Origin of the sequence: Kitasatospora sp. NPDC096147, from assembly GCF_044763225.1 — a bacterium.
Lineage (GTDB): Bacteria > Actinomycetota > Actinomycetes > Streptomycetales > Streptomycetaceae > Kitasatospora.
The window spans coordinates 85891-108766 of record NZ_JBIWFX010000020.1 but is presented as its reverse complement, the minus strand read 5'-3'; the positions used below and the strand labels follow the sequence as shown (position 1 = coordinate 108766).

The following is a 22876-nucleotide window of genomic DNA, read 5'->3' as shown; positions in this document are numbered from 1 at the left end:
GGCTCCCCCGCGGCGGCCCGGGCGCTGGGGGGTGGCCGGTGCGGGGGGGGGGGGCCCCCCCCGGCGGGGGGGGCCCCCCGCCCCCCCGGGGGGGCGCCCCCCCCCCCCCCCGCTCCGGGTTTGACCACTCTGTACCATGAAAGCCCAACCGCACCACGAGGAGTCGTCCTTGCCCGACGAGGTTGTGCCCCCGGCGCCCGCCGCGCCCAAGCCATCGGCCACCGGCGGCATGCGGGCCCGCCTCGCCCGCCTCGGCGGTCAGCGCTCCACCGTGCTCAATCCGGTGCTGGAGCCGCTGTTCCGGACCATCCGGGCGCAGGACCCGAAGGCCGACCCGGCGCTGCTGCGCGACATCGAGCGCGCCTACGCGGTGGCCGAGAAGTGGCACCGCGGCCAGAAGCGCAAGAGCGGCGACCCGTACATCACCCACCCGCTCGCGGTGGCCACCATCCTGGCCGAACTCGGGATGGACGCGCCCACCCTGATGGCGGGTCTGCTGCACGACACCGTCGAGGACACCGACTACGGCCTGGAGACCCTGCGCCGGGACTTCGGCGACTCGGTGGCCCTGCTGGTGGACGGCGTCACCAAGCTGGACCGGGTGAAGTTCGGCGAGGCCGCGCAGGCCGAGACGGTCCGCAAGATGGTGGTCGCGATGGCCAAGGACCCCCGGGTCCTGGTGATCAAGCTGGCCGACCGGCTGCACAACATGCGGACCATGCGCTACCTCAAGCGGGAGAAGCAGGAGAAGAAGGCCCGCGAGACGCTGGAGATCTACGCCCCGCTGGCGCACCGGCTGGGCATGAACACCATCAAGTGGGAGCTGGAGGACCTCGCCTTCGCGATCCTCTACCCCAAGATGTACGACGAGATCGTCCGGCTGGTGGCCGAGCGGGCGCCCAAGCGGGACGAGTACCTGGCGACCGTGATCGACCAGGTCCAGGGCGACCTGCGGAGCGCCCGGATCACCGCGCAGGTGACGGGCCGTCCGAAGCACTACTACTCGGTCTACCAGAAGATGATCGTGCGCGGCCGCGACTTCGCCGAGATCTACGACCTGGTCGGCATCCGGGTCCTGGTGGACACCGTCCGCGACTGCTACGCGGCGCTCGGCACCATCCACGCGCGGTGGAACCCGGTCCCCGGCCGGTTCAAGGACTACATCGCGATGCCGAAGTTCAACATGTACCAGTCGCTGCACACCACGGTGATCGGTCCGGGCGGCAAGCCGGTCGAGCTGCAGATCCGCACCTTCGACATGCACCGGCGGGCCGAGTACGGCATCGCCGCGCACTGGAAGTACAAGCAGCGCGCGGTGGCCGGCGCCTCCAAGGTGCGCACCGACACGCCGACCCAGGTCCGCAAGGACGACAAGGCCGGGGCCGTCAACGAGATGGCCTGGCTGCGGCAGCTGCTGGACTGGCAGAAGGAGACCGAGGACCCGAGCGAGTTCCTGGAGTCGCTGCGCTTCGACCTCTCCAACAACGAGACCTTCGTCTTCACCCCCAAGGGTGACGTGATAGCGCTGCCGGCCGGGGCCACCCCGGTGGACTTCGCCTTCGCGGTGCACACCGAGGTCGGGTACCGCTGCATAGGAGCACGGGTCAACGGCCGGCTGGTGCCGCTGGAGTCGACGCTGGAGAACGGCGACACCGTGGAGGTCTTCACCTCCAAGGCGGAGAACGCCGGCCCGTCCCGGGACTGGCTCGGCTTCGTCAAGTCTCCGCGCGCCCGGAACAAGATCAAGGCCTGGTTCTCCAAGGAGCGCCGCGAGGAGGCGATCGAGCAGGGCAAGGAGGCGATCGTCCGGGCGATGCGCAAGCAGGGCCTGCCGATCCAGCGGATCCTGACCGGCGACTCGCTGGTGACGCTGGCGCACGAGATGCGCTACCCGGACATCTCCTCGTTCTACGCGGCGATCGGCGAGGGCCACGTCGCGGCGCAGAACATCGTCCAGAAGCTGGTCCAGGCGCTCGGCGGCGAGGAGGGCGCGACCGACGACCTGGCCGAGACCGCCACTCCGACGGCCCATCAGAACCGGGCCACCCGGCGCCGGGCCAAGGGCGACCCGGGGATCATCGTCAAGGGCGTGGACGACGTCTGGGTGAAGCTGTCCCGCTGCTGCACCCCGGTGCCGGGCGACCCGATCGTCGGCTTCGTCACCCGGGGCAACGGCGTCTCGGTGCACCGGGCGGACTGCGTCAACGTGGACGCGCTCAACCAGCAGCCCGAGCGGATGATCGAGGTCGAGTGGGCCGCGACCCAGTCCTCGGTCTTCCTGGTGGCCATCCAGGTGGAGGCGCTGGACCGCTCCCGCCTGCTCTCGGACGTCACCCGGGTGCTCTCCGACCAGCACGTCAACATCCTGTCGGCGGCGGTGCAGACCTCCCGGGACCGGGTGGCGATGAGCCGCTTCACCTTCGAGATGGGCGACCCGAAGCACCTCGGGCACGTGCTCAAGGCGGTGCGCGGCGTGGAGGGCGTCTACGACGTCTACCGGGTCACCTCGGCCCGCCGGTAGCAGCCGGCCGGAGCGACGGGAAGGGCCCCACCGCCTCGGCGGTGGGGCCCTTCCCGTCGTGCGCGGTTCGGCGGGATCAGCCGCTGAACTCCTCCAGGCTCTTCTGGGCCTGGTCGAGCAGGGCCTGACGGCCCGCCAGCTCGTTCTCCAGCTTGGTGACCTTGGATGCGTTGCCGGCCGCGCGGGCCTTGTCCAGGTCGGCCTGCAGCTTGTCCACGGCGGCCTGCAGCAGGGTGGTCATGCCGGTGGCCCGGGCCTTGGCCTCCGGGTTGGAGCGCTGCCACTCGGCGTCCTCGGCCTCGCGGACCGCGCGCTCGACCGTGTTCAGCCGGGCGTCCAGGCGCGGCTTGGCGTCGCGCGGGACGTGGCCGATCGCCTCCCAGCGCTCGGAGACCTCGCGCAGCGCGGCCTTGGCGGCCTTCAGGTCGGTGATCGGCAGGATCGCCTCGGCCTCGACCAGCAGGGCCTCCTTGAGCTTCTGGTTCTCGCCCTGCTCGGCGTCCCGCTCGCTGAAGGTGGCCGAACGCGCCTGGAAGAACACGTCCTGGGCGCCCCGGAAGCGCGCCCACAGCTCCTCCTCGGCGTCCCGCTGGGCCCGGCCGGCCGCCTTCCAACGGGCCATCAGGTCCCGGTAGGCGGCGGCGGTGTCGCCCCAGTCGGTGGAGTTGGAGAGCGCCTCGGCCTCGGCGACCAGGCGCTCCTTGACCGCCTTGGCCTGGTCGCGCTCGGCGTCCAGGGTGGCGAAGTGCGCCTTGCGGTGCTTGGAGAACACCGAGCGGGCGTGCGAGAAGCGGTGCCACAGCTCGTCGTCGCTCTTGCGGTCCAGCCGGGGCAGCGCCTTCCAGCTGTCCACCAGGGCGCGCAGCCGGTCACCGGCCTCCCGCCACTGGGTGGACTCGGCGAGCTGCTCGGCCTCGGTGACCAGCTTCTCCTTGGCCGCCCGGGTCTCCTCCTGGGCCTTGGCCTTGGCGGCCCTGCGCTCGCCCTGACGGGTCTCGATCTCCCCGGCCAGGGTCTCCAGCCGCTGGCCGAGCGCCGCCAGGTCGCCGACCGCGTGCGCCTCGGCGACCTGCTCGCGCAGGTGGTCCAGGGTGGTCTGGGCGTCCTTGGCGGCCAGGTCGGTCTTGCGGACCCGGTGCTCCAGCAGGCCGATCTCGGCCGACAGGCCCTGGTACTTGCGCTCGAAGTAGGCGAGGGCCTCCTCGGGGGAGCCCGCCTGCCAGGAGCCGACGACGCGCTCGCCCTCGGCCGTCCTGACGTAGACGGTCCCCTGCTCGTCGACACGGCCCCACGGGTCGCTGCTCACGGCGCGCCTCCTCCACATGACGCCGCACCCCTTCCGGGGGCGGTACGTCGTCCACAGTTGATGTGCGGCGGACCGATGGAGTCCGCCGTCCGGACCGTCGTGGTTCTCGGTGCCGAGGGTGACGGCCGACGGTCAGGGCACCCTATACAACAAGCAAGATAGGCGACCAGCACCGGCGTTGTCCGTCATCCGGGCCGGGTGCCTCGTACGGGTGCCGCACCCGGTGGCCGGGGGCAGCACCCGAGGGGGGCTCAGGACTTGACGGTGGTCACCGAGTTGAGCACCACGTTCGCGTTCGGCGGGCCGTCGGGAAGGCCGCCCTGCGCACCGCCGGCGGCGATGTTGGTGAGCACGTCCAGGCCACCGGTGATCTTCCCGAACGGGGTGTAGTTCGGGCCGAGCTGGGTGTCCTTGTAGACCAGGAAGAACTGGCTGCCGTTGGTGTTCGGGCCGGAGTTGGCCATCGCCAGGGTGCCGGCCGGGTAGGTGGCGCCGGTGAGGTTCTCGTCCTCGAACTTGTAGCCCGGGCCGCCGCTGCCGGTGCCGGTCGGGTCGCCGCACTGGAGCACGAAGATGCCGTCGGTGGTGAGGCGGTGGCACGTCACGTGGTCGAAGAACTGCTCGTTCGACAGGAAGGCGAAGGAGTTGACGGTCTTCGGTGCCTTGGCGGCGTCGAGGGCGACCGTCACGTCACCGCAGCTGGTCTTCAGCGTGGCGGTGTAGGCGGCCTTGGTGTCGATCGACATGGCCGGCGCGGCCTGCCACTGCTTGCCGTTCGGCTTGCCCTCGGCCGGCGGGGTGCAGCCCTTGACCTCCACCGGGGTGGGCGTCGGCTTGGCGCTGGGCGCGGCCTGCGCGGAGGGCTCCTTCTTCGGGTCGGAGTCGAAGAGGCCGCCGGCCCAGGCACCGCCGGCCGCGATCAGCACGACGGCCAGCGAGCCGCCGATGACCGCGTTGCGCTGACGGGCCTTCTTCTGGGCCTCGGCCCGACGCTCCGCCTGGCGCTCGTACTTCTCGCGGGCGAGCTGCCGCCGCCGCTGTTCGCTGGTGACCACCGGGCGTGTCTCCTGAGGAATGGACGTCATGGTTCGGATGCCGGAACGGATCATCGCATCCACTGGCGGCCAAGTGTAGGGACCTCGTGTGTAAGTACGAGATCAGCCGTGAAAGCGGCGGGTCACGATTTCACCGTCGAGGCACCGGGGGGACTCGCGAGAACCGGTTAGGAACCCGTGGCGCCGCGCCGGTAGGCTGCGCGTGGAAACGTCCATGCACCACCTGCCGACCGAAACCCGATGGAGAGGAATCACGTTGTTCGTCGCCGGATTTCCCGCCGGAGCCTGGGGCACCAATTGCTACCTGGTCGCACCGGCTGCCGGTGAGGAGTGCGTGATCGTCGACCCCGGGCACGAGGCGGCGCAGGGGGTCGAGGACCTGATCCGGGAGCACCGGCTGAAGCCCGTCGCCGTGCTGCTCACCCACGGGCACATCGACCACATCGCCTCGGTGGTGCCGGTCTGCGGCGCGCGCGACGTGCCCGCCTGGATCCACCCCGAGGACCGCTACATGATGACCGACCCGGCGCGCGGCCTGGGCCGCGCGCTCGGGCAGCAGATCATGGGCTCGATCACGGTCGGCGAGCCGGACGACGTCCGGGAGTTGACCGACGGCGCGCTCCTGGAGCTGGCCGGGCTCCAGCTGACGGTCGATCATGCGCCCGGGCATACCAAGGGGTCGGTGACCTTCCGGACGCCCTCGACCGAAGACGTGCCGCCGGTGCTCTTCTCGGGTGACCTGCTGTTCGCCGGCTCGGTAGGGCGTACCGACCTCCCGGGGGGAGACGGCGAGGCGATCATGCGCTCGCTGGCCCGGGTGTGCCTGCCCCTCGACGACTCCACCGTGGTCCTCTCCGGCCACGGCGGCCAGACCACCATCGGTCGTGAGCGCGCGACGAACCCCTACCTCAGGCAGGCGGCGGGAGCGCACGACGCTCCGGCCTTCCCGCGACGAGGAATGTGACGGAAGAGAAGTTGAGCACCTTCACCGCCCCCAAGGGCACCTACGACCTGCTGCCGGGCACCAACTCCGCCCAGTACCTGGCGATCCGCGAGCAGTTGAGCGCGCCGCTGCGCCGGGCCGGCTACGGCTACGTCGAGACCCCGGTCTTCGAGGACATCAAGCTGTTCTCCCGGGGCGTCGGCGAGTCGACCGACATCGTCTCCAAGGAGATGTACACCCTCACCACCAAGGGCGGCGACGAGCTCGGGCTGCGCCCCGAGGGCACCGCCTCGGTGGTCCGTGCCACCCTCCAGGCCAACCTGCACAAGCTGGGCAACCTGCCGGTCAAGCTCTGGTACTCCGGCAACTTCTACCGCTACGAGCGGGCCCAGAAGGGCCGCTACCGCCAGTTCTCGCAGATCGGCGCCGAGGCGATCGGGGCCGAGGACCCGGCGCTGGACGCCGAGCTGATCATCCTGGCCGACGACGCCTTCAAGGCGCTCGGGCTGAGCAACTACGAGCTGCTGATCAACTCGCTCGGCGACAAGCAGTGCCGCCCGGTCTACCGCGCCGCGCTGGTGGACTTCCTGTCCGGGCTCGACCTGGACGAGGAGACCCGCCGCCGCGCCGAGATCAACCCGCTCCGGGTGCTCGACGACAAGCGCGAGTCCGTGCAGGCCCAGCTGACCGGTGCGCCGATGCTCCGCGACTACCTGTGCGAGGACTGCACGTCCTACGACGAGCAGGTCCGCGCGCTGCTGACCGCAGCCGGCGTCGCGTACGTCCAGGACCCCAAGCTGGTCCGCGGCCTGGACTACTACACCCGCACCACCTTCGAGTTCGTGCACTCCGGCCTCGGCGCGCAGTCCGCGATCGGCGGCGGCGGCCGGTACGACGGCCTCTCCGAGATGCTCGGCGGCCCGGCCCTGCCGTCCGTCGGCTGGGGCCTCGGCGTCGACCGCACCTACCTGGCGCTGGAGGCCGAGGGCCTGACCCTCGACCTGCCGGTGACCACCGAGGTGTACGCCGTGGCGCTCGGCGAGGAGGCCAAGGCCGTGCTGTTCGGCAAGGTCGTCGAGCTGCGCCGGGCGGGCGTCGCCACCGACCTCGCCTTCGGTGTGAAGAGCATCAAGAACGCCATGAAGTCCGCCGACCGTAGCGGCGCCCGCTTCGCCCTGGTCGCCGGGGACCGCGATCTCGCCGAGGGCGTCGTCCAGTTGAAGGACATGACCTCGGGCGAGCAGACCCCCGTCGCCCTCGAAGCACTCGTCACCACCCTGAAGGAGAAGCAGCTGTGATCCGCACGCATGACGCGGGCACGCTCCGCGCGGAGCACGCCGGCACCACCGTCACCCTGGCCGGCTGGGTCGCCCGCCGCCGCGACCACGGCGGTGTGGCCTTCATCGACCTCCGCGACGCCTCCGGCACCGTGCAGATCGTGGCCCGCGACCTGGAGGCGATCGGGGACCTGCGCTCCGAGTACTGCGTCAAGGTGGTCGGTGAGGTCCGGGTCCGCCCGGAGGGCAACGAGAACCCGGAGATCCCGACCGGCGGGATCGAGGTCGTGGTCGGCGCCCTGGAGGTGCTCTCCGAGGCCGCCGCGCTGCCGTTCCAGGTCGCCGAGTACGAGCCCGGCACGGTCAACGAGGAGGTCCGCCTCCGCTACCGCTACCTGGACCTGCGCCGCGAGGGCCCGGCCCGCGCGCTGCGGCTGCGCTCGAAGGTCAACCACATCATCCGCACGGTGATGGAGGAGAACGACTTCCTCGACATCGAGACCCCGTACCTGACCCGCTCCACCCCGGAGGGCGCCCGCGACTTCCTGGTGCCCGTCCGGCTCCAGCCGGGTCACTGGTACGCCCTGCCGCAGTCGCCGCAGCTCTTCAAGCAGCTGCTGATGGTGGCCGGCATGGAGCGGTACTACCAGATCGCCCGCTGCTTCCGGGACGAGGACTTCCGCGCCGACCGCCAGCCGGAGTTCACCCAGCTGGACATCGAGGCCTCGTTCGTCGACCAGGAGGACATCCTGGCCCTCGGCGAGAAGGTCGTCTCCCGGATCTGGTCCGAGGTGCACGGCTACGAGCTCCCGAACCCGCTGCCCCGGATGACCTACGCCGACGCGATGAACCGCTACGGCTCGGACAAGCCGGACGTCCGCTTCGGCCAGGAGCTCACCGACCTCACCGAGTACTTCGCGGGCACCGAGTTCCGGGTCTTCCAGGCCCCGTACGTCGGCGCCGTGGTGATGCCCGGTGGCGCCTCCCAGCCGCGCAAGCAGCTGGACGCCTGGCAGGACTGGGCCAAGGCGCGCGGCGCCCGCGGCCTGGCCTACGTGCTGGTGGACGCCGAGACCGGCGAGCTGCGCGGCCCGGTGGCCAAGAACCTGTCCGAGGAGCACCTGGCCGGTCTGGCCGCCGCGGCCGGCGCCAAGCCGGGCGACGCGGTGTTCTTCGCGGCCGGCAAGAAGACCGCCTCGCAGGAGCTGCTCGGCGCGGCCCGGCTGGAGATCGGCCGCCGCTGCGAGCTGATCGACGAGTCGCAGTGGGCCTTCCTCTGGGTGGTCGACTTCCCGATGTTCGAGCCGATCGAGGACGACAAGGGCGAGTTCCAGGGCTGGCACGCGGTGCACCACCCCTTCACCGCGCCGACCGCCGAGTCGCTGGCCACCTTCGACACCGACCCGGGCTCGGCGCTCTCCAACGCCTACGACCTGGTGCTCAACGGCTCGGAGCTGGGCGGCGGTTCGATCCGTATCCACCAGCGGGACGTGCAGAAGCGCGCGTTCGACGCGATCGGCCTCAGCGAGGAGGAGGCCCAGTCGCAGTTCGGCTTCCTGCTGGACGCCTTCAACTACGGCCCGCCGCCGCACGGTGGTGTCGCCTTCGGCCTGGACCGTATCGTCACCCTGCTCGGTGGGTACGACACCATCCGTGACGTCATCGCCTTCCCGAAGACCTCGACCGGCGGTGACCCGCTGACCGGCGCCCCGACCCCGATCACCCCGGCCCAGCGCCGGGAGGCCGGTGTCGACGCCAAGCCGAAGTCCGAGGTCGCCGCCGCGGCCGCCGCCAAGTCGGAGGCCCCGAAGGAGTCCTGACGAGGCTTCAGTAGCATCGTGGCCCCGGTGGATGCGAGATCGTCGCAACCGCCGGGGCCGCTCTCTCGTCCACCAAGGCGTGGGTCCACAAAGGCGTGGAAGGAACAACGATGACCGTCAGCACCAGAGTCGAGCTCCCCGAGGACGCCCCCGCGACCAGACGGGTGCACATGGCCGCCTTCCCGGGCCCGGACGAGGCCGACCTGGTCGACGCGCTGCGCCGGGACCGGTGTTGGCTGCCGGACCTCTCGGTGGTGGCGGTGGACGAGCGCAACCTGGTGGTCGGGCACGCGTTGCTCACCCGGCTGGAGGTCGGCGAGGGCGCGGCGCTCGCGCTGGCCCCGGTGGCGGTCGCGCCCGAGTGGCAGCGGCAGGGGGTCGGGCAGCAGCTGGTGCAGGCCGTGCTGGACGCCGCCACAGCCGCGGGGGAGCAGCTGGTGGTGGTGCTCGGGGACCCGGAGTACTACGGTCAGTTCGGCTTCACGCCGGCCACCGAGCACCAGGTGACCGGGCCCTTCGAGGTGCCCGACGGATACTTCCAGGCGCTCCGCCTCCCGGGCGCCAACGGCTCCACCCCGACCGGTCACTGCCGCTACCCGGAGCCGTTCGGCGCGCTCTGACGCCGGGCCCGGGTGGCCCCGCGCCGCGCGGGCCGGGGCCCGGCCGGTCCCGCTCCGAGCAAGCCCGGCGCGGCGGCCGTCAGCCCGAGCGCGGTCTCGGGAAGGACCAGCGCCAGCAGCAGGAGCAGCGGCACCGTCCACCCTCCGGTGGCGCCGTGCAGCAGACCCACCGTCAGCGGGCCGAGCGCGGCCAGCCCGTAGCCCGCCGACTGGGCCAGTGCGGAGAGCCGGGCGGCGGTGGCCGGGTCCGGGGTGCGCAGGCCCAGCAGCGTGACGGCGAGCGGGAAGCCGAGACCGTTGGCCACCCCGAGCAGCACCACCCAGAGCCAGGCCGCCTGCGGCACCAGCAGCAGCCCGGCCAGCCCGAGGCCGGTGGCGGCCCCGACGGCCGCCGCCAGCGGGCGCTGGTCCGGCAGCCGGGCGGCGAGGACGGGGGTGCCCAGGCCCAGCGGGATGCCGACCAGTAGGAAGACCGAGACCATCAGCCCGGCCCGGGCCGGGTCGTGGCCCTGATCCCGCATCAGCTGCGGCAGCCAGGCGGTCAGCACGTAGAACACCAGGGAGACCAGCCCGAGGAAGCCGGCGACGGCGAGGGCGAGCGGCTCGCGGAGCAGGGACGGCGCGGCGTCGGCGGTCTGCTCGGTGGCGCTGCCCTTCGGTCGGACCGGTGCTCGGTGGCGGCTGCCCGATCTTCCGGCCGGGAGGTCCGCCGCCCGTCCGGTGGCAGGGCTGCCGCCCGTCCGGCCCGGTGCGGTGGCGCCGCCGGGGTGGTGCCCGGTGCCCTCGTCCGGTGACCGGGTGCGGGCGCTCGGGAACAGCGCGGCCGCCAGGGCCGGGGCGGCCCAGAGGGCGAGGGCCGGGCCGGGGCCGGCGGCGTGGGCGAGCGGGACGCTCAGGGCGGCGGCCAGCGCGGCGGTGGCGGTCATCGCGGTCATCGCGAGGCCGGTGGCGGGGCCGGTCCGGGCGGGGAAGCGCTGCTTGACCACGGCGGGCAGCAGCACGTTGCCGATCGCGATGCCCGCGCCCGCCAGGGCGGTGCCGGCGTACAGCGCCGGGGCCCCGGGGGCGGCCCGCAGGAGCTGGCCGGCCGTCAGGAGCGCCATCGCCCCGGTGAGGGCGGAGCCGGTGCCGAAGCGGTCGGCCAGCGGGACGGCGCAGGGGGCGAGCAGGGCCAGGCAGAGCACCGGCAGGGTGGTCAGGACGCTCGCGGCGGCCCCGGTCACGCCGAGGTCGGGCAGCAGCGGCGGCAGGACGGTGACGGCCGCGCGGAGGTTGGCCGCGAGCAGGGCCAGGGCGGCGGCGGCCGCCCACGGGTTCATGCGGCCCGGCCCCGGTACGGGCAGGAGAGCTGCTCCAGGATGGTGTCGGAGAGCAGGTCCTGCCGGCCCTTGAGGGCGTCGGCGACCGCCTGGTCGACCGGGAAGACCAGCTCGGCCGCCACGTTGTCCTGGACGATCCTGGCCAGGTTGTCCAGCGCGGTGGCGACCGGATCGGCGGGCAGCTGTGCGGTCGGCACGTCCAGCAGGTGGGTGGCGACCTGGGCCGGGTCCATGAAGCGGCGGATGATGATCGTGTTCTGGTTGAGCACGGCGGTGGTCCAGATCGACAGCACCACCACGTACAGGTCGGACCACTCCCGCTCGCCGATCCGCCGCCGCCAGCGGGGCAGCAGCTCGCCGACCCCGGCGATCTGGGCCCGGGCGGCGTGCGTCATGTTGGTGCGGATGTCGGTGTACACCGAGCCGCTGAAGTCGGTGAAGGACGCGACGGTGAAGCCGCCCGCCGCCACCGAGCGATCGGCGAAGGCCAGGGCCGCGTCCAGGATCCGCCCCGAGGAGGCCGCCAACTCGGCGGGCAGGCCCGCCTGGTGGAGCTCGCGGCGGGCGGTGGCGAGGGTCTCCGCGTACCCCCGCAGCGGGGCCGCCCAGGCATCGGTGCCGGCCGCGCCGGTCAGGTAGGGGGCGAGCAGCGAGAACAGGCCGAGCGGCACGTGCGCGACGGACTTGGCCAGCGCGAACTCCTCGGCCACCGGGTGCAGGCTCTCCCGCTCGTCCCGGTGCACCAGGGTGTAGCGCCCGCCCCGGGCGTCGTTCTCCACCACGATCACCGGGCCGAGCCGTGGGGTCAGCTCGGCCTTGAGGGCTGCGTAGCCGCTCCGCATGCCCGAGTTGACGGCGAGCAGGCAGTCGCGGGCCCGGCGGGCGGGGTCGGAGCGGAAGGCGACCATCGCCAGGTCGTGCGGGTCGACGTCCGTGCCGTGGTCGTTGGTGGTGGGCGGGGCGGCGGTCATGGTGATCCTCCGTCAGCTTCGGATGCCCCCACCCTGGCCGTCCCGAGGTCCCACCCGGCAGGGCCCGCTGTCCCGTCCACGTCCCGGACCCCTGGGCGAACCGGCGGGGCCGCTTGGGCAAGTGGGCCACCAGGCAGCGACGCAGGGCGCGGGGAACTGCGCGCAGTGGGGGCGACTTCCCGATTGCCGGGTGCGAACGCTCACTTGCAGGTGGTTGTCCGTGCCCGGCACACGGGTCGCCGTCTTCCGCTTCGCGCAGTTCCTCGCGCCCCTGGGCACCTGCCTGGTTCCGTTGGCGCGAAGCGCCGGGGCCCGCGCGACTACAGCGCGAAGGTGCTGCGGCAGCTCTCGACGAAGGCGGCCATCGCCGGTGTGCACGGCCGCTCGCGCAGCCAGTACAGCCCGACGTGGCTCGGTGCGAGGCCGTCGACGTCGCGGTAGACCACGTCGGGGCGCGGGGCCAGCCGCCGCATCGCCTCGGGGGCGAGGCCGATGCCCTGCCCGCAGGCCACGGCCGCCAGCCACTCGTCGGCGTTGTGCACGACGGCGCCGATCCGGGCCGGGTGGCCGGCCCGTTCGGGGGCGCCGAGCCAGTAGTCGCGCCAGAAGCCGGCCTCGGCGGGGATGGCGACGAAGGGGTCGTCGAAGAGCTCGGTGACGTCGATCCGCTCGCGCCCGGCCAGCGGGTGGGCGGCGGACAGGACCGCGATCCGGGGCGAGACGCCGAGCAGCTCGCCGGTGAACTCGGGGGCGAGCTCGGCGGGGGCGTGCCAGAGGGCGAGGTCGATCTCGCCGCCGGCCAGGCCGGAGCTGACGTCGAACCAGTTGTTCTGCCGCATCCGGGCCTGCCAGCCGGGCATCCGCCGTTCGAACTCGGTCATGGTGGCCAGCCCGACCAGGTTGACGGTGGCGCCCTCGAAGCCGACCCGGAGCAGCCCCTCCGCCTCGGTGGCCGCGTGCCGGACGCCCCGGACGGCGGCGTCCCAGTCGCCCAGCAGGCCGGGGGCGCGGCGGGCCAGCTCCCGGCCGGCCGGGGTGGGCGTGACGCCGGTCCGGGTGCGCTCGAAGAGCCGGACGCCCAGCAGGGCCTCCAACTGGCGGACCTGCTTGGTCAGGGCGGGCTGCGAGATCAGCAGCCGGGAGGCGGCGGCGGTGAGCTGCCCCTCCTCGTGGACCACGGCGAAGGAGCGGAGCAGCCGGGTGTCGATGTCCATGCCACCAGGTTATGGAGGCGGGAATTGGACCGGTGCCCGGGGGCTGGTGCAGAGTGGGCCACCCGTCGCGGGGCCCGGTACCGGCAGCACAGGGGACGGCCGGTCCCCGGCACCCGCGACGCGCCCGCCTCCCGCCCCGGCCGACCTGCGGCCCCGCCTGATCCGCCGTAACGTGAGTGCCCATCAGCACCCGTGAGCGGAGGGCCGGATGGCGCCGAAGTCCCCCAAGCCGAAGAGCACGACGAGGCTCCCCAAGAAGCCGTACGAGCGCGAGCTGCTCCACCTCCAGGGCGAGCTGGTGAAGCTCCAGGAGTGGGTGCGGGCCGAGGGCGTCCGGCTGGTGGTGGTCTTCGAGGGGCGGGACGCGGCCGGCAAGGGCGGCGCGATCAAGCGGGTCACCGAGTACCTGAACCCCCGGGTGGCCCGGATCGCCGCCCTGCCGGCGCCGACCGAGCGCCAGCGCAGCCAGTGGTACTTCCAGCGGTACGTGGAGCAGCTGCCGGCCGCCGGGGAGATCGTGCTGTTCGACCGGAGCTGGTACAACCGGGCCGGGGTGGAGAAGGTGATGGGCTTCTGCACGCCGGAGGAGTACTGGCAGTTCCTGCACCAGTGCCCGACCTTCGAGCGGATGCTGATCGAGGCCGGGATCATGCTGCGCAAGTACTGGTTCTCGGTCAGCGACACCGAGCAGGAGAAGCGCTTCCGGGACCGGCTGGAGGACCCGATGCGGCGCTGGAAGCTCTCGCCGATGGACACCGAGTCGATCTCCCGCTGGGAGGAGTACTCCCGGGCCAAGGACGAGATGTTCGTCTACACCGACATCCCGGAGTCCCCCTGGCACGTGGTGGAGAGCGACGACAAGCGCCGGGCCCGGATCAACATGATCGCCCACCTGCTCTCCACCGTCCCGTACCACGAGGTCAGCCCGCCGTCCGTGCAGCTGCCGCCCCGCCCGCCGGGCCAGGGGTACCAGCGGCCTCCGCGCGACCTGCAGAAGTACGTGCCCGACCACGCCGCCAAGCTGACCGACTGAACTGTCCGCCGGCTGGCATACGCTTCACAGCGTGGAACCGGACCTCTTCACCGCCGCCGCCGAGGAACGCCAGGCCCAGGAGCCCGGCCGGGCCCCGCTCGCCGTGCGGATGCGCCCGCGCACCATCGACGAGGTGGCCGGCCAGCGGCAGCTGCTCAGGGACGGCTCCCCGCTGCGCCGCCTGGTGGCCAACTCGCGCGGCCCGGCGGCCACCAGCTCGGTGATCCTCTGGGGCCCGCCCGGCACCGGCAAGACCACCCTGGCGCACGTGATCAGCCAGGCGGTGGAGGGCCGGTTCGTCGAGCTCTCGGCGATCACCGCGGGGGTCAAGGAGGTCCGGGCGGTGATCGACGGCGCCCGGCGCGCGGTCGGGATGTCCGGCCGGGAGACGGTGCTCTTCCTGGACGAGATCCACCGCTTCTCCAAGGCCCAGCAGGACTCGCTGCTCCCGGCGGTGGAGAACCGCTGGGTCACCCTGATCGCCGCCACCACCGAGAACCCGTACTTCTCGGTGATCTCCCCGCTGCTCTCCCGCTCGCTGCTGCTCACCCTGGAGTCGCTGACCGACGAGGACGTCCGGGCGCTGCTGCGCCGGGCGGTGACGGACGAGCGCGGCCTGGGCGGCGAGGTGACGCTCGGTCAGGAGGCCGAGGACCACCTGGTCCGGCTGGCCGGGGGAGACGCCCGGCGGGCGCTGACCACCTTGGAGGCGGCGGCCGGGGCGGCGCTGGAGAAGGGCGAGGCCGAGATCACCCTGGCCACCACCGAGACGGCGGTGAACCAGGCGGCGGTCCGCTACGACAAGGACGGCGACCAGCACTACGACGTGGCCAGCGCCCTGATCAAGTCGATCCGGGGCAGCGACGTGGACGCCACCCTGCACTACCTGGCCCGGATGATCGAGGCCGGCGAGGACCCGCGCTTCATCGCCCGGCGGCTGATGATCTCGGCCAGCGAGGACGTCGGCCTGGCCGACCCGACCGCGCTCCAGACCGCCGTCGCGGCGGCCCAGGCGGTGGCCCTGATCGGCTTCCCGGAGGCCCGGATCATCCTCAGCCAGGCCGCCATCGCGCTGGCCCTGGCCCCCAAGTCGAACGCGGCCTACCTGGCCATCGACGCGGCACTGGCCGACGTGCGGGCCGGTCTGGCCGGCGCGGTGCCGCCGCACCTGCGGGACGGCCACTACAAGGGGGCGGCCAAGCTCGGCCACGCCCAGGGGTACACCTACCCGCACGACCGGCCCGAGGGCATCGCCAGGCAGCAGTACGCACCGGACGCGGTGCACGGCAAGGAGTACTACCAGCCCACCAGGCGCGGTGGCGAGGCCCGCTACGCGGACACCGTGGAGTGGACCCGGGCCCGGCTCAGGGGCGATCAGTAGTCCTGTACAGTTACCCGGAGTGCCCTGTCCCGGGCCCGGCGGTGAGCTCCGGCTGACCGACCGGCCGCACCAGCGGGACGGTGGCCCGGAGTCCCTCGTGGACTCCCAGGAGCGTTGCGCACCGGTTTCGGTGTCGCGGGTGGCCCATCATCTTCCCGGCGGTGGGCCGAACGTGTGCAAGCACAGTAGTGCCCGGCTGCGGAGAGCGGCTGACCGTCCGTCACGCGGGCGGTTTTTCTCCGGGTCGCGAGGAGCAACCTCCGTCAACACCTGGTGAAGCCGTATTCGCACACTGAAAGAGGTAATGGTCGCCATGGCGAACCAGAAGCGTCCCAAGGTCAAGATCGCGCGTGCCCTTGGCATCCCGCTGACCCCGAAGTCCGTCAAGTACTTCGAGGCTCGTCCGTACCCGCCCGGCCAGCACGGCCGTGGCCGCAAGCAGAACTCTGACTACAAGGTCCGTCTGACCGAGAAGCAGCGTCTGCGCGCCCAGTACGACCTGAGCGAGAAGCAGATGGCCCGGGCGTTCGACCGTGCCAAGAAGACCGAGGGCAAGACCGGTGAGGCGCTGATCGCCGAGCTCGAGACCCGTCTCGACTCGCTGGTCCTGCGTTCGGGCATCGCCCGCACCATCTACCAGGCCCGTCAGATGGTCGTCCACGGCCACATCGAGGTCAACGGTGGCAAGGTCAACAAGCCGTCGTTCCAGCTGAAGCCGGGCTACGTCGTCACCGTGCGTGACCGTAGCAAGGAGAAGACCCCGTTCGTCGTCGCCCGTGAGGGTGGCAACGCGGGTGAGGGTCAGACCCCGAAGTACCTCGAGGTCAACCTCCGCGCCCTGGCCTTCCGCCTGGACCGCGCCCCGCAGCGTCGTGAGGTCCCCGTGATCTGCGACGAGCAGCTGGTCGTCGAGTACTACTCGCGCTGACCTGCCGCAGGCAGAGCCGAGCCCCGCAGCCTTCCGGCTGCGGGGCTCGGCCCGTTCCCGGCCCGGCGGGCGGTGCGGCGGGCGGCCACCCGGGCCGCCGCCCGGTCGAGGTCGAGGGCCGCGCCCAGCTCGAACGCCCCGGTGAACTCCTGCTCGGTCAGGGCGGCCCGGGCCCGCTCCAGGCCGGTGCGGTGCGGGGTGTTGAAGGTGACGGAGCCGCAGAACGGCTTGCCCACCGCCCGCCAGGTCCGGTGCGCCGCGCCGAGCAGCACGGCGGCCTCGTACGGGTCCGGGTCCGGGCCCTCGGTCTCCAGCACCGCCAGCACGTCCAGCGCCAGCACCACGCCGAGCAGGTCGCGGAACAGGTGGTTCAGCCGGACGCACTCACGGGCGTGCGCCCGCGCCTGCCGCAGGTCGCCGGCGAGCCAGGCCGCGTAGGCCATCGCGTAGCGGCCGTAGGCGTAGGCCCACTGCTCGCCGTACTCCTCGCAGACCTCCCGGACCTTCTCCAGCCAGATGGTGCCGCGCTCGGTCTCGCCCTGGAAGAGGTGGGCCACGCCGAGCTCGAACATCGCCATCAGCACGTTGCTGTTCAGCTCGCCGATCGTCTCGTAGTGCCACAGCGCCTCCTCGAACAGCTCGGTGGCGCGGGCGAGTTCGTCACCGATCAGGGCGGCGCAGCCCTGCCGGTGGACCGCGTAGGCGAGCGCCCGGTCGTCCCCGGTCTCCACCGCCTGGCGGTGGCACTCGGCCAGCGCCGGGCGGGCCCGGTGCAGATCGCCCTGGAGGGTGGCCAGGTAGCCCGTCACCCAGAGCGCCTTGGCCCGGGCCTCGGTCGGCTCGGGGGCCAGCGCCAGGGCGCGGTCCAGCCAGTGCCGGCCCTCGCCCAGGTGGCCGGAGCCGACCCAGTAGAACCACAGGGTGCCGGCCAGCAGCAGGGCGAGCTGCTCCTCGCCCGGCTCGGAGAGGCAGAACTCCAGCGCGCCGCGGAGGTTGGAGTGGGCCGCCCTGGTCCGCTCGGCGGTCTCCGGCTGCCGGGGGCCGAACCACTCCAGCTCGCCCCAGGTGGCCACCCCGAGGTACCAGTCCCGGTGGCGGCGGCGCAGCCGCTGCTCCTCGCCGCTGGCCCGCAGCCACTGGGCGCCGTACTCGCGCAGGGTGTCCAGCAGCCGGTACCGGACGCCGAGCGGGCCGTGCTCCCGCAACAGCACCGACTTGGCGATCAACTCGCCGACCAGGTCCAGGAGTTCGTCACCCACCAGGCCCTCCCCGGCGCACACGTACTCCACCGCCTCCAGGTCGAAGCCGCCGGTGAAGACGGAGAGCCGGGCCCAGAGCAAACGTTCCTGCGAGGAGCAGAGTTCATGGCTCCAGCCGATCGTGGTGCGCAGCGTCCGGTGCCGCTCCGGGCCGGAGCGCGAACCGCCGACCAGCAGCTTGAAGCGGTCGTCCAGCCGGGTGGTGATCTGCTCCACCGAGAGCGCCCGCAGCCGACCGGCGGCCAGCTCCACCGCCAGCGGGATGCCGTCCAGCCGGCGGCAGAGCCGGGCCACCTCGGCGAGGTTGCGGTCGTCCACCTCGAAACCCGGCACCACCGCGCCGGCCCGGTCGGCGAACAGCCGCACCGCCGCCGGGAGCCGGCCCGGACCCTCGTGACCGTCCCGTCCGTCCAGCACCGGCAGCGGGGCCAGCGGGTGGAGCCGCTCGCCCGCCACCCCGAGCACCTCCCGGCCGGTGGCCAGCACCCGCAGGCCGGGCGCGGCCCGCAGCAGGCGGTCGGTCAGCGCCGCGCAGGCCTCGACCAGGTGCTCGCAGCCGTCCAGCACCAGCAGCAGCTCGCGGTCGGCCAGCTCCTCGGCCAGCACGTCCTCCGGGGCGCGGGTGGTGGAGTCCGGCAGCCGCAGCGCCTCCAGCACCGCGTGGCCGAGCAGCTGCGGGCCGCGCACCCCGGCCAGCTCCACCAGCCGCACGCCGTCGGCGTACCGGTGGGACGCGGCTGCCGCCGCGCGCAGCGCCAGCCGGGTCTTGCCCACCCCGCCCGGGCCGGTCACGGTGACCAGCCGGGCGTGCGTCAGCAGCTCGGCCAGCTCGGCGAGTTCGGCCTCCCGGCCGACGAAGCTGGTCAGCTCGGCGGGCAGCCGGTGGCCGGGTGAGTCACTGCACGTCGATCCGGTGCGCACCGCGCCGCCCCCGTGGCCAGGTCAAGGCCCGCACCCTGCGGACCACCCGCTCAACGAGGTGACGGGGTGACGGGTTACTGGCCCGTGGACCCGGGCCGGGCCCGGGTCGAGCCCAGGTCGGGCCCGGGTCGAGCCGGGTGCCGCAGGCAATCCGTCCGGCGAATCGCGGTAGGGTTCAACCCGGAGAAGTGGGGCTGACGGCGAGGGAGCGCGCAAGGTGTCCGTGGGAGAGCTGGTCGGCTTGCTGGTCGCCGTGTTCTGGGCGGTCCTGGTCACCCTGCTCGCGGTCGTCCTGGTACGGCTCTCCAAGGTGCTCCGGGAGGCGACCGTACTGGTGGCCGCCGTCACCGAGCAGGCCGTGCCCCTGCTGACCGACGCCGGCACCGCCGTGCGCAGCGCCAACGAGCAGCTGGAGCGGGTGGACGAGATCACCGCCAACGTGCAGGACGCCGCCGCCAACGCCAACGCGCTCTCCTCCACGGTGGCCGCCACCCTCGGCGGCCCGCTGGTGAAGATGGCCGCCTTCTCCTACGGCGTGCGCAAGGCGGTCTCCCGCCAGCAGGCCGGCCTGACGGTGCCCCAGCAGTCCGGCGAGCGCGAGGAGCTGGCCCGGCTGATCCGGGCCGAGGTCCGGGCCGCCACCGCCCCCCGCCGGGGCGGGCTGGTCGGCCGGCTGCGCCGCGCGGTGAAGGGCTGACGGCGATGGTGCGACGGATCTTCTGGATGGCGGTCGGCGCGGGCGCCACCGTCTGGGCGATGAACAAGGCCAACGAGGCCGTGCACCGGATGACCCCGGACAGCCTCTCCGGCACCGCTGCCCGTGGCGCGCTCCAACTCGGCGACGCCGCCAAGCAGTTCGCCGCCGACGTGCGGGCCGGCATGACCGAGCGGGAGCGGCAGCTCCGCGACGACCTGGGCCTGGACGGCACCGCCGTGGTCGAGCCCCCGCGCCGCCGGGCGCTGCGCGGCGCGGCGGCGGACCCGGCGATCGGCGCGGCGCGAGCTATCAAGGCGGCACCGGGCTCCCCGGCCGCCGCCCAGCGCCCCCGTCCCGGCAGTGCCCGCACCACCCCCTCAGACATGGATTCGACGCCGCGTCAGCTCCCGGAGCTGCCCGGCGGCCCCAACCGGAAGGACCAATGATGGAGTCGGCAGAGATCCGCCGCCGGTGGCTGCGCTTCTTCGAGGAGCGCGGCCACACCGTCGTGCCGTCGGCCTCCCTGGTCGCCGACGACCCCACCCTGCTGCTGGTCCCGGCCGGCATGGTGCCGTTCAAGCCCTACTTCCTCGGCGAGGTCAAGCCGCCCTTCCCGCGCGCCACCAGCGTGCAGAAGTGCGTCCGGACCCCGGACATCGAGGAGGTCGGCAAGACCACCCGGCACGGCACCTTCTTCCAGATGTGCGGCAACTTCTCCTTCGGCGACTACTTCAAGGAGGGGGCCATCAGCTACGCGTGGGAGCTGCTGACCACCTCCGTCGCCGACGGCGGCTACGGCCTGGAGCCGGAGAAGCTCTGGATCACCGTCTACCAGGACGACGACGAGGCCGAGGCGATCTGGCGGGACAAGATCGGCGTCCCGGCCGAGCGCATCCAGCGCCTGGGCAAGGCCGACAACTTCTGGTCGATGGGCGTCCCCGGCCCGTGCGGCCCGTGCTCGGAGATCAACTACGACCGCGGCCCCGCCTACGGCGAGGAGGGCGGCCCGGCGGTCAACGGCGAGCGCTACATGGAGATCTGGAACCTGGTCTTCATGCAGTACGAGCGCGGCGCCGGCTCGGGCAAGGACGACTTCCCGATCCTCGGTGACCTGCCCAGCCAGAACATCGACACCGGCCTCGGCCTGGAGCGCCTGGCCACCATCCTGCAGGGCGTCGACAACCTCTTCGAGATCGACACCACCCGGCACATCCTGGACCGCGCCGCCGAGCTGACCGGCCACACCTACGGTGCGGCCGAGCGCTCCGACGTCTCGCTCCGGGTGGTCGCCGACCACATCCGCACCTCGGTGATGCTGGTCTCCGACGGCGTGACCCCGGGCAACGAGGGCCGCGGCTACGTGCTGCGCCGCATCCTGCGCCGCGCGATCCGCAACATGCGCCTGCTCGGTGCCACCGACCCGGTCGCCAAGCGCCTGACCGACGTCACCATCGAGGCGATGGCCCCGCAGTACCCGGAGCTGGAGAAGGAGCGCGAGCGGATCACCACCGTGATCGTCGCCGAGGAGGTCTCCTTCCTCCAGACGCTGCGCTCGGGCACCACGATCCTGGACGGCGCGGTCGCCGAGACCAAGTCGGCCGGCTCCGCCGTGCTCTCCGGTGACAAGGCCTTCCAGCTGCACGACACCTACGGCTTCCCGATCGACCTCACCCTGGAGATGGCCGCCGAGCAGGGCCTCTCGGTGGACGAGGACGGCTTCCGCCGCCTGATGAAGGAGCAGCGGGACCGGGCCAAGGCCGACGCCAAGGCGAAGAAGCACGGCCACGCCGACGTCTCCGCCTACCGCGAGGTGGCCGACCGCTCCGGCGCGACCGTCTTCACCGGCTACACCGACTCGCACGGCGAGTCGACCGTGGTCGGCCTGCTGGTCGACGGCGTCTCCGCGCCGGCCGCGCACGAGGGCGACGAGGTCGAGGTCGTGCTCGACCGCACCCCGTTCTACGCCGAGGGCGGTGGCCAGCTGGCCGACCAGGGCCGGATCCGGCTGGACTCCGGCGCGGTGATCGAGGTCCGCGACGTGCAGGCCCCGGTGCCGGGCGTCACGGTGCACAAGGGCACGGTCGTGGTCGGCGAGGTGGTGCTCGGCGCCGCCGCGTACACCCAGATCGACCTGGACCGCCGCCGGGCCATCGCCCGCGCGCACTCGGCCACCCACCTGACCCACCAGGCGCTGCGCGACGCGCTCGGCCCGACCGCCGCGCAGGCCGGTTCGGAGAACGCCCCGGGCCGCTTCCGCTTCGACTTCGGCTCGCCGGCCGCCGTGCCGGGCTCGGTGCTGGTGGACGTCGAGCAGAAGATCAACGACGTGCTGACCCGGGAACTCGAGGTCACCGCCGAGGTCATGACGATGGACCAGGCCCGCAAGGCCGGCGCCATCGCGATGTTCGGCGAGAAGTACGGCGACTCGGTGCGCGTGGTCACCATCGGGGACTTCTCCAAGGAGCTCTGCGGTGGCACCCACGTCGGCAACACCGCCCAGCTGGGCCTGGTGAAGCTGCTCGGCGAGTCCTCGATCGGTGCGGGTGTCCGCCGGGTCGAGGCGCTGGTCGGCGCCGACGCGTACAAGTTCCTGGCCAAGGAGCACACCGTGGTGGCCCAGCTCACCGAGCTGGTCAAGGGCCGCCCGGAGGAGCTGCCGGAGAAGATCTCCGGGATGCTCGCCAAGCTCAAGGACGCCGAGAAGGAGATCGAGCGCTTCCGCGCCGAGAAGGTGCTGGCGCTGGCCGCCGGCCTCGCCTCGGGCGCCGAGGACGTGCAGGGCGTCTCGGTGGTCGCGGCCCGGGTGGCCGACGGCACCGGCGCCGACGACCTGCGCAAGCTGGTCCTGGACGTCCGGGCCCGGCTCGGCGCCCGCCCGGCCGTGGTCGCCGCCTTCACGGTGGCCAACGACCGCCCGCTGACCGTGATCGCCACCAACGAGGACGCCCGCTCGCGCGGCGTCAAGGCCGGTGAGCTGGTCAAGGTCGCCGCCAAGACCCTCGGCGGCGGCGGTGGCGGCAAGGACGACGTCGCCCAGGGCGGTGGCACCAACCCGGCCGCCCTGGACGAGGCGATCGCCGCCGTCAAGGGCCTGGTCGCGGAGCGCGCCCGCTGATGGAGCCTCAGGAGGAGAAGGTCTTCCGCCGGGGCCGTCGGATCGCCGTGGACGTGGGGGACGCCCGGATCGGGGTCGCGAGCTGCGACCCGGACGGGCTGATCGCCACCCCGGTGGAGACGGTCCCGGCGGGGGGCCGGTCCCAGGCCAGGCTGAAGGCGATCGTGGACGAGTACGACGCCATCGAGGTGGTGGTCGGCCTGCCGCGCTCGCTGAGCGGCAAGGAGGGCCCGGCCGCCGCCAAGGTCCGCGAGTACGCGGACCGGCTGGCCGTGCTGGTCTACCCGGTGACGGTCCGTCTGGTGGACGAGCGGATGACCACCGTCACCGCCGCCCAGGGCCTGCGGGCCTCCGGCCGGAACTCCAAGAAGGGCCGCTCGGTGATCGACCAGGCAGCCGCCGTGGTGATCCTGCAGAACGCCCTGGAGACCGAACGGGTGAGCGGCCGGCCCCCTGGTGAGAGCGTCGTGCCGGTCGGCTGATGATCGTGCAATAG

At 72.8% G+C, this 22876-nt stretch carries 17 protein-coding genes and 1 pseudogene; 12 read left to right on the top strand and 6 right to left on the bottom strand.

Annotation, left to right across the window (positions count from 1 at the left end):
* Positions 1-229: 229 nt before the first annotated feature.
* Positions 230-2521, top strand: a pseudogene (locus tag ACIRBX_RS35705) (RelA/SpoT family protein); the annotation flags it as partial.
* A 76-nt stretch (positions 2522-2597) separates the two neighbouring features.
* Here ACIRBX_RS35705 and ACIRBX_RS35700 read toward each other — a convergent pair.
* Positions 2598-3827, bottom strand: coding sequence for a DUF349 domain-containing protein (locus ACIRBX_RS35700; protein WP_402303963.1), 1230 nt, complete (start codon positions 3825-3827; stop codon positions 2598-2600).
* Positions 3828-4078: 251 nt separating this feature from the next.
* The gene (locus tag ACIRBX_RS35695) at positions 4079-4882 is read right to left on the bottom strand and encodes a peptidylprolyl isomerase (protein ID WP_402303962.1); all 804 of its coding nucleotides are present in this window, start codon (positions 4880-4882) and stop codon (positions 4079-4081) included.
* A 256-nt stretch (positions 4883-5138) separates the two neighbouring features.
* Here ACIRBX_RS35695 and ACIRBX_RS35690 point away from each other — a divergent pair, with 256 nt between their 5' ends.
* From ACIRBX_RS35690 to ACIRBX_RS35675, 4 genes are all read left to right on the top strand, one after another.
* Positions 5139-5846 carry an MBL fold metallo-hydrolase gene (locus ACIRBX_RS35690; protein WP_402303960.1) on the top strand — a complete coding sequence of 236 codons (708 nt, stop codon included), beginning with the start codon at positions 5139-5141 and terminating at the stop codon, positions 5844-5846.
* Between the two features lie 11 nt (positions 5847-5857).
* A complete protein-coding gene (gene hisS / locus ACIRBX_RS35685; RefSeq protein ID WP_402303958.1) occupies positions 5858-7123 on the top strand; it encodes a histidine--tRNA ligase in 1266 nt (421 codons plus the stop codon).
* Positions 7120-8922, top strand: coding sequence for an aspartate--tRNA ligase (aspS, locus tag ACIRBX_RS35680; protein WP_402303956.1), 1803 nt, complete (start codon positions 7120-7122; stop codon positions 8920-8922). The genes hisS and aspS overlap by 4 nt, the downstream gene beginning before the upstream one ends.
* A 110-nt stretch (positions 8923-9032) precedes the next feature.
* Positions 9033-9542, top strand: a complete 510-nt coding sequence (locus ACIRBX_RS35675) for a GNAT family N-acetyltransferase (RefSeq protein ID WP_402303955.1) — start codon at positions 9033-9035, stop codon at positions 9540-9542.
* Here ACIRBX_RS35675 and ACIRBX_RS35670 read toward each other — a convergent pair.
* The 3 genes from ACIRBX_RS35670 to ACIRBX_RS35660 all read right to left on the bottom strand — a co-directional run bounded on the left by ACIRBX_RS35670 (position 9515) and on the right by ACIRBX_RS35660 (position 13046).
* Positions 9515-10861 carry an MFS transporter gene (locus ACIRBX_RS35670; protein ID WP_402303953.1) on the bottom strand — a complete coding sequence of 449 codons (1347 nt, stop codon included), beginning with the start codon at positions 10859-10861 and terminating at the stop codon, positions 9515-9517. The genes ACIRBX_RS35675 and ACIRBX_RS35670 overlap by 28 nt on opposite strands.
* Positions 10858-11832, bottom strand: a complete 975-nt coding sequence (locus ACIRBX_RS35665) for a hypothetical protein (protein ID WP_402303950.1) — start codon at positions 11830-11832, stop codon at positions 10858-10860. The genes ACIRBX_RS35670 and ACIRBX_RS35665 overlap by 4 nt, the downstream gene beginning before the upstream one ends.
* A gap of 320 nt (positions 11833-12152) precedes the next feature.
* Complete coding sequence (locus ACIRBX_RS35660) at positions 12153-13046, bottom strand: LysR family transcriptional regulator (protein WP_402303949.1); 894 nt, start codon at positions 13044-13046, stop codon at positions 12153-12155.
* A 208-nt stretch (positions 13047-13254) separates the two neighbouring features.
* Between ACIRBX_RS35660 and ppk2 the strand changes: the two genes are divergently transcribed.
* The 3 genes from ppk2 to rpsD all read left to right on the top strand — a co-directional run bounded on the left by ppk2 (position 13255) and on the right by rpsD (position 16388).
* The gene (gene ppk2, locus ACIRBX_RS35655) at positions 13255-14079 is read left to right on the top strand and encodes a polyphosphate kinase 2 (protein WP_402303948.1); all 825 of its coding nucleotides are present in this window, start codon (positions 13255-13257) and stop codon (positions 14077-14079) included.
* Positions 14080-14110: 31 nt separating this feature from the next.
* Positions 14111-15460 carry a replication-associated recombination protein A gene (locus ACIRBX_RS35650; RefSeq protein WP_402303945.1) on the top strand — a complete coding sequence of 450 codons (1350 nt, stop codon included), beginning with the start codon at positions 14111-14113 and terminating at the stop codon, positions 15458-15460.
* Positions 15461-15773: 313 nt separating this feature from the next.
* Entirely contained in the window at positions 15774-16388 is a 615-nt protein-coding gene (gene rpsD / locus ACIRBX_RS35645; RefSeq protein ID WP_402303943.1) for a 30S ribosomal protein S4, read from the top strand.
* Here rpsD and ACIRBX_RS35640 read toward each other — a convergent pair.
* Positions 16376-18568, bottom strand: a complete 2193-nt coding sequence (locus ACIRBX_RS35640) for an ATP-binding protein (RefSeq protein ID WP_402303941.1) — start codon at positions 18566-18568, stop codon at positions 16376-16378. The two genes, rpsD and ACIRBX_RS35640, sit on opposite strands and share 13 nt — an antisense overlap.
* Positions 18569-18785: 217 nt before the next feature.
* Between ACIRBX_RS35640 and ACIRBX_RS35635 the strand changes: the two genes are divergently transcribed.
* The 4 genes from ACIRBX_RS35635 to ruvX are packed head-to-tail and all read left to right on the top strand — an operon-like array spanning position 18786 to position 22862.
* Positions 18786-19265, top strand: a complete 480-nt coding sequence (locus ACIRBX_RS35635) for a DUF948 domain-containing protein (protein WP_402303938.1) — start codon at positions 18786-18788, stop codon at positions 19263-19265.
* A gap of 5 nt (positions 19266-19270) precedes the next feature.
* The gene (locus ACIRBX_RS35630; RefSeq protein WP_402303937.1) at positions 19271-19711 is read left to right on the top strand and encodes a DUF6167 family protein; all 441 of its coding nucleotides are present in this window, start codon (positions 19271-19273) and stop codon (positions 19709-19711) included.
* Positions 19711-22380, top strand: a complete 2670-nt coding sequence (gene alaS, locus ACIRBX_RS35625; protein ID WP_402303934.1) for an alanine--tRNA ligase — start codon at positions 19711-19713, stop codon at positions 22378-22380. The genes ACIRBX_RS35630 and alaS overlap by 1 nt, the downstream gene beginning before the upstream one ends.
* Positions 22380-22862 carry a Holliday junction resolvase RuvX gene (ruvX, locus tag ACIRBX_RS35620; RefSeq protein ID WP_402303931.1) on the top strand — a complete coding sequence of 161 codons (483 nt, stop codon included), beginning with the start codon at positions 22380-22382 and terminating at the stop codon, positions 22860-22862. The genes alaS and ruvX overlap by 1 nt, the downstream gene beginning before the upstream one ends.
* The last annotated feature ends 14 nt before the right edge of the window (positions 22863-22876 follow it).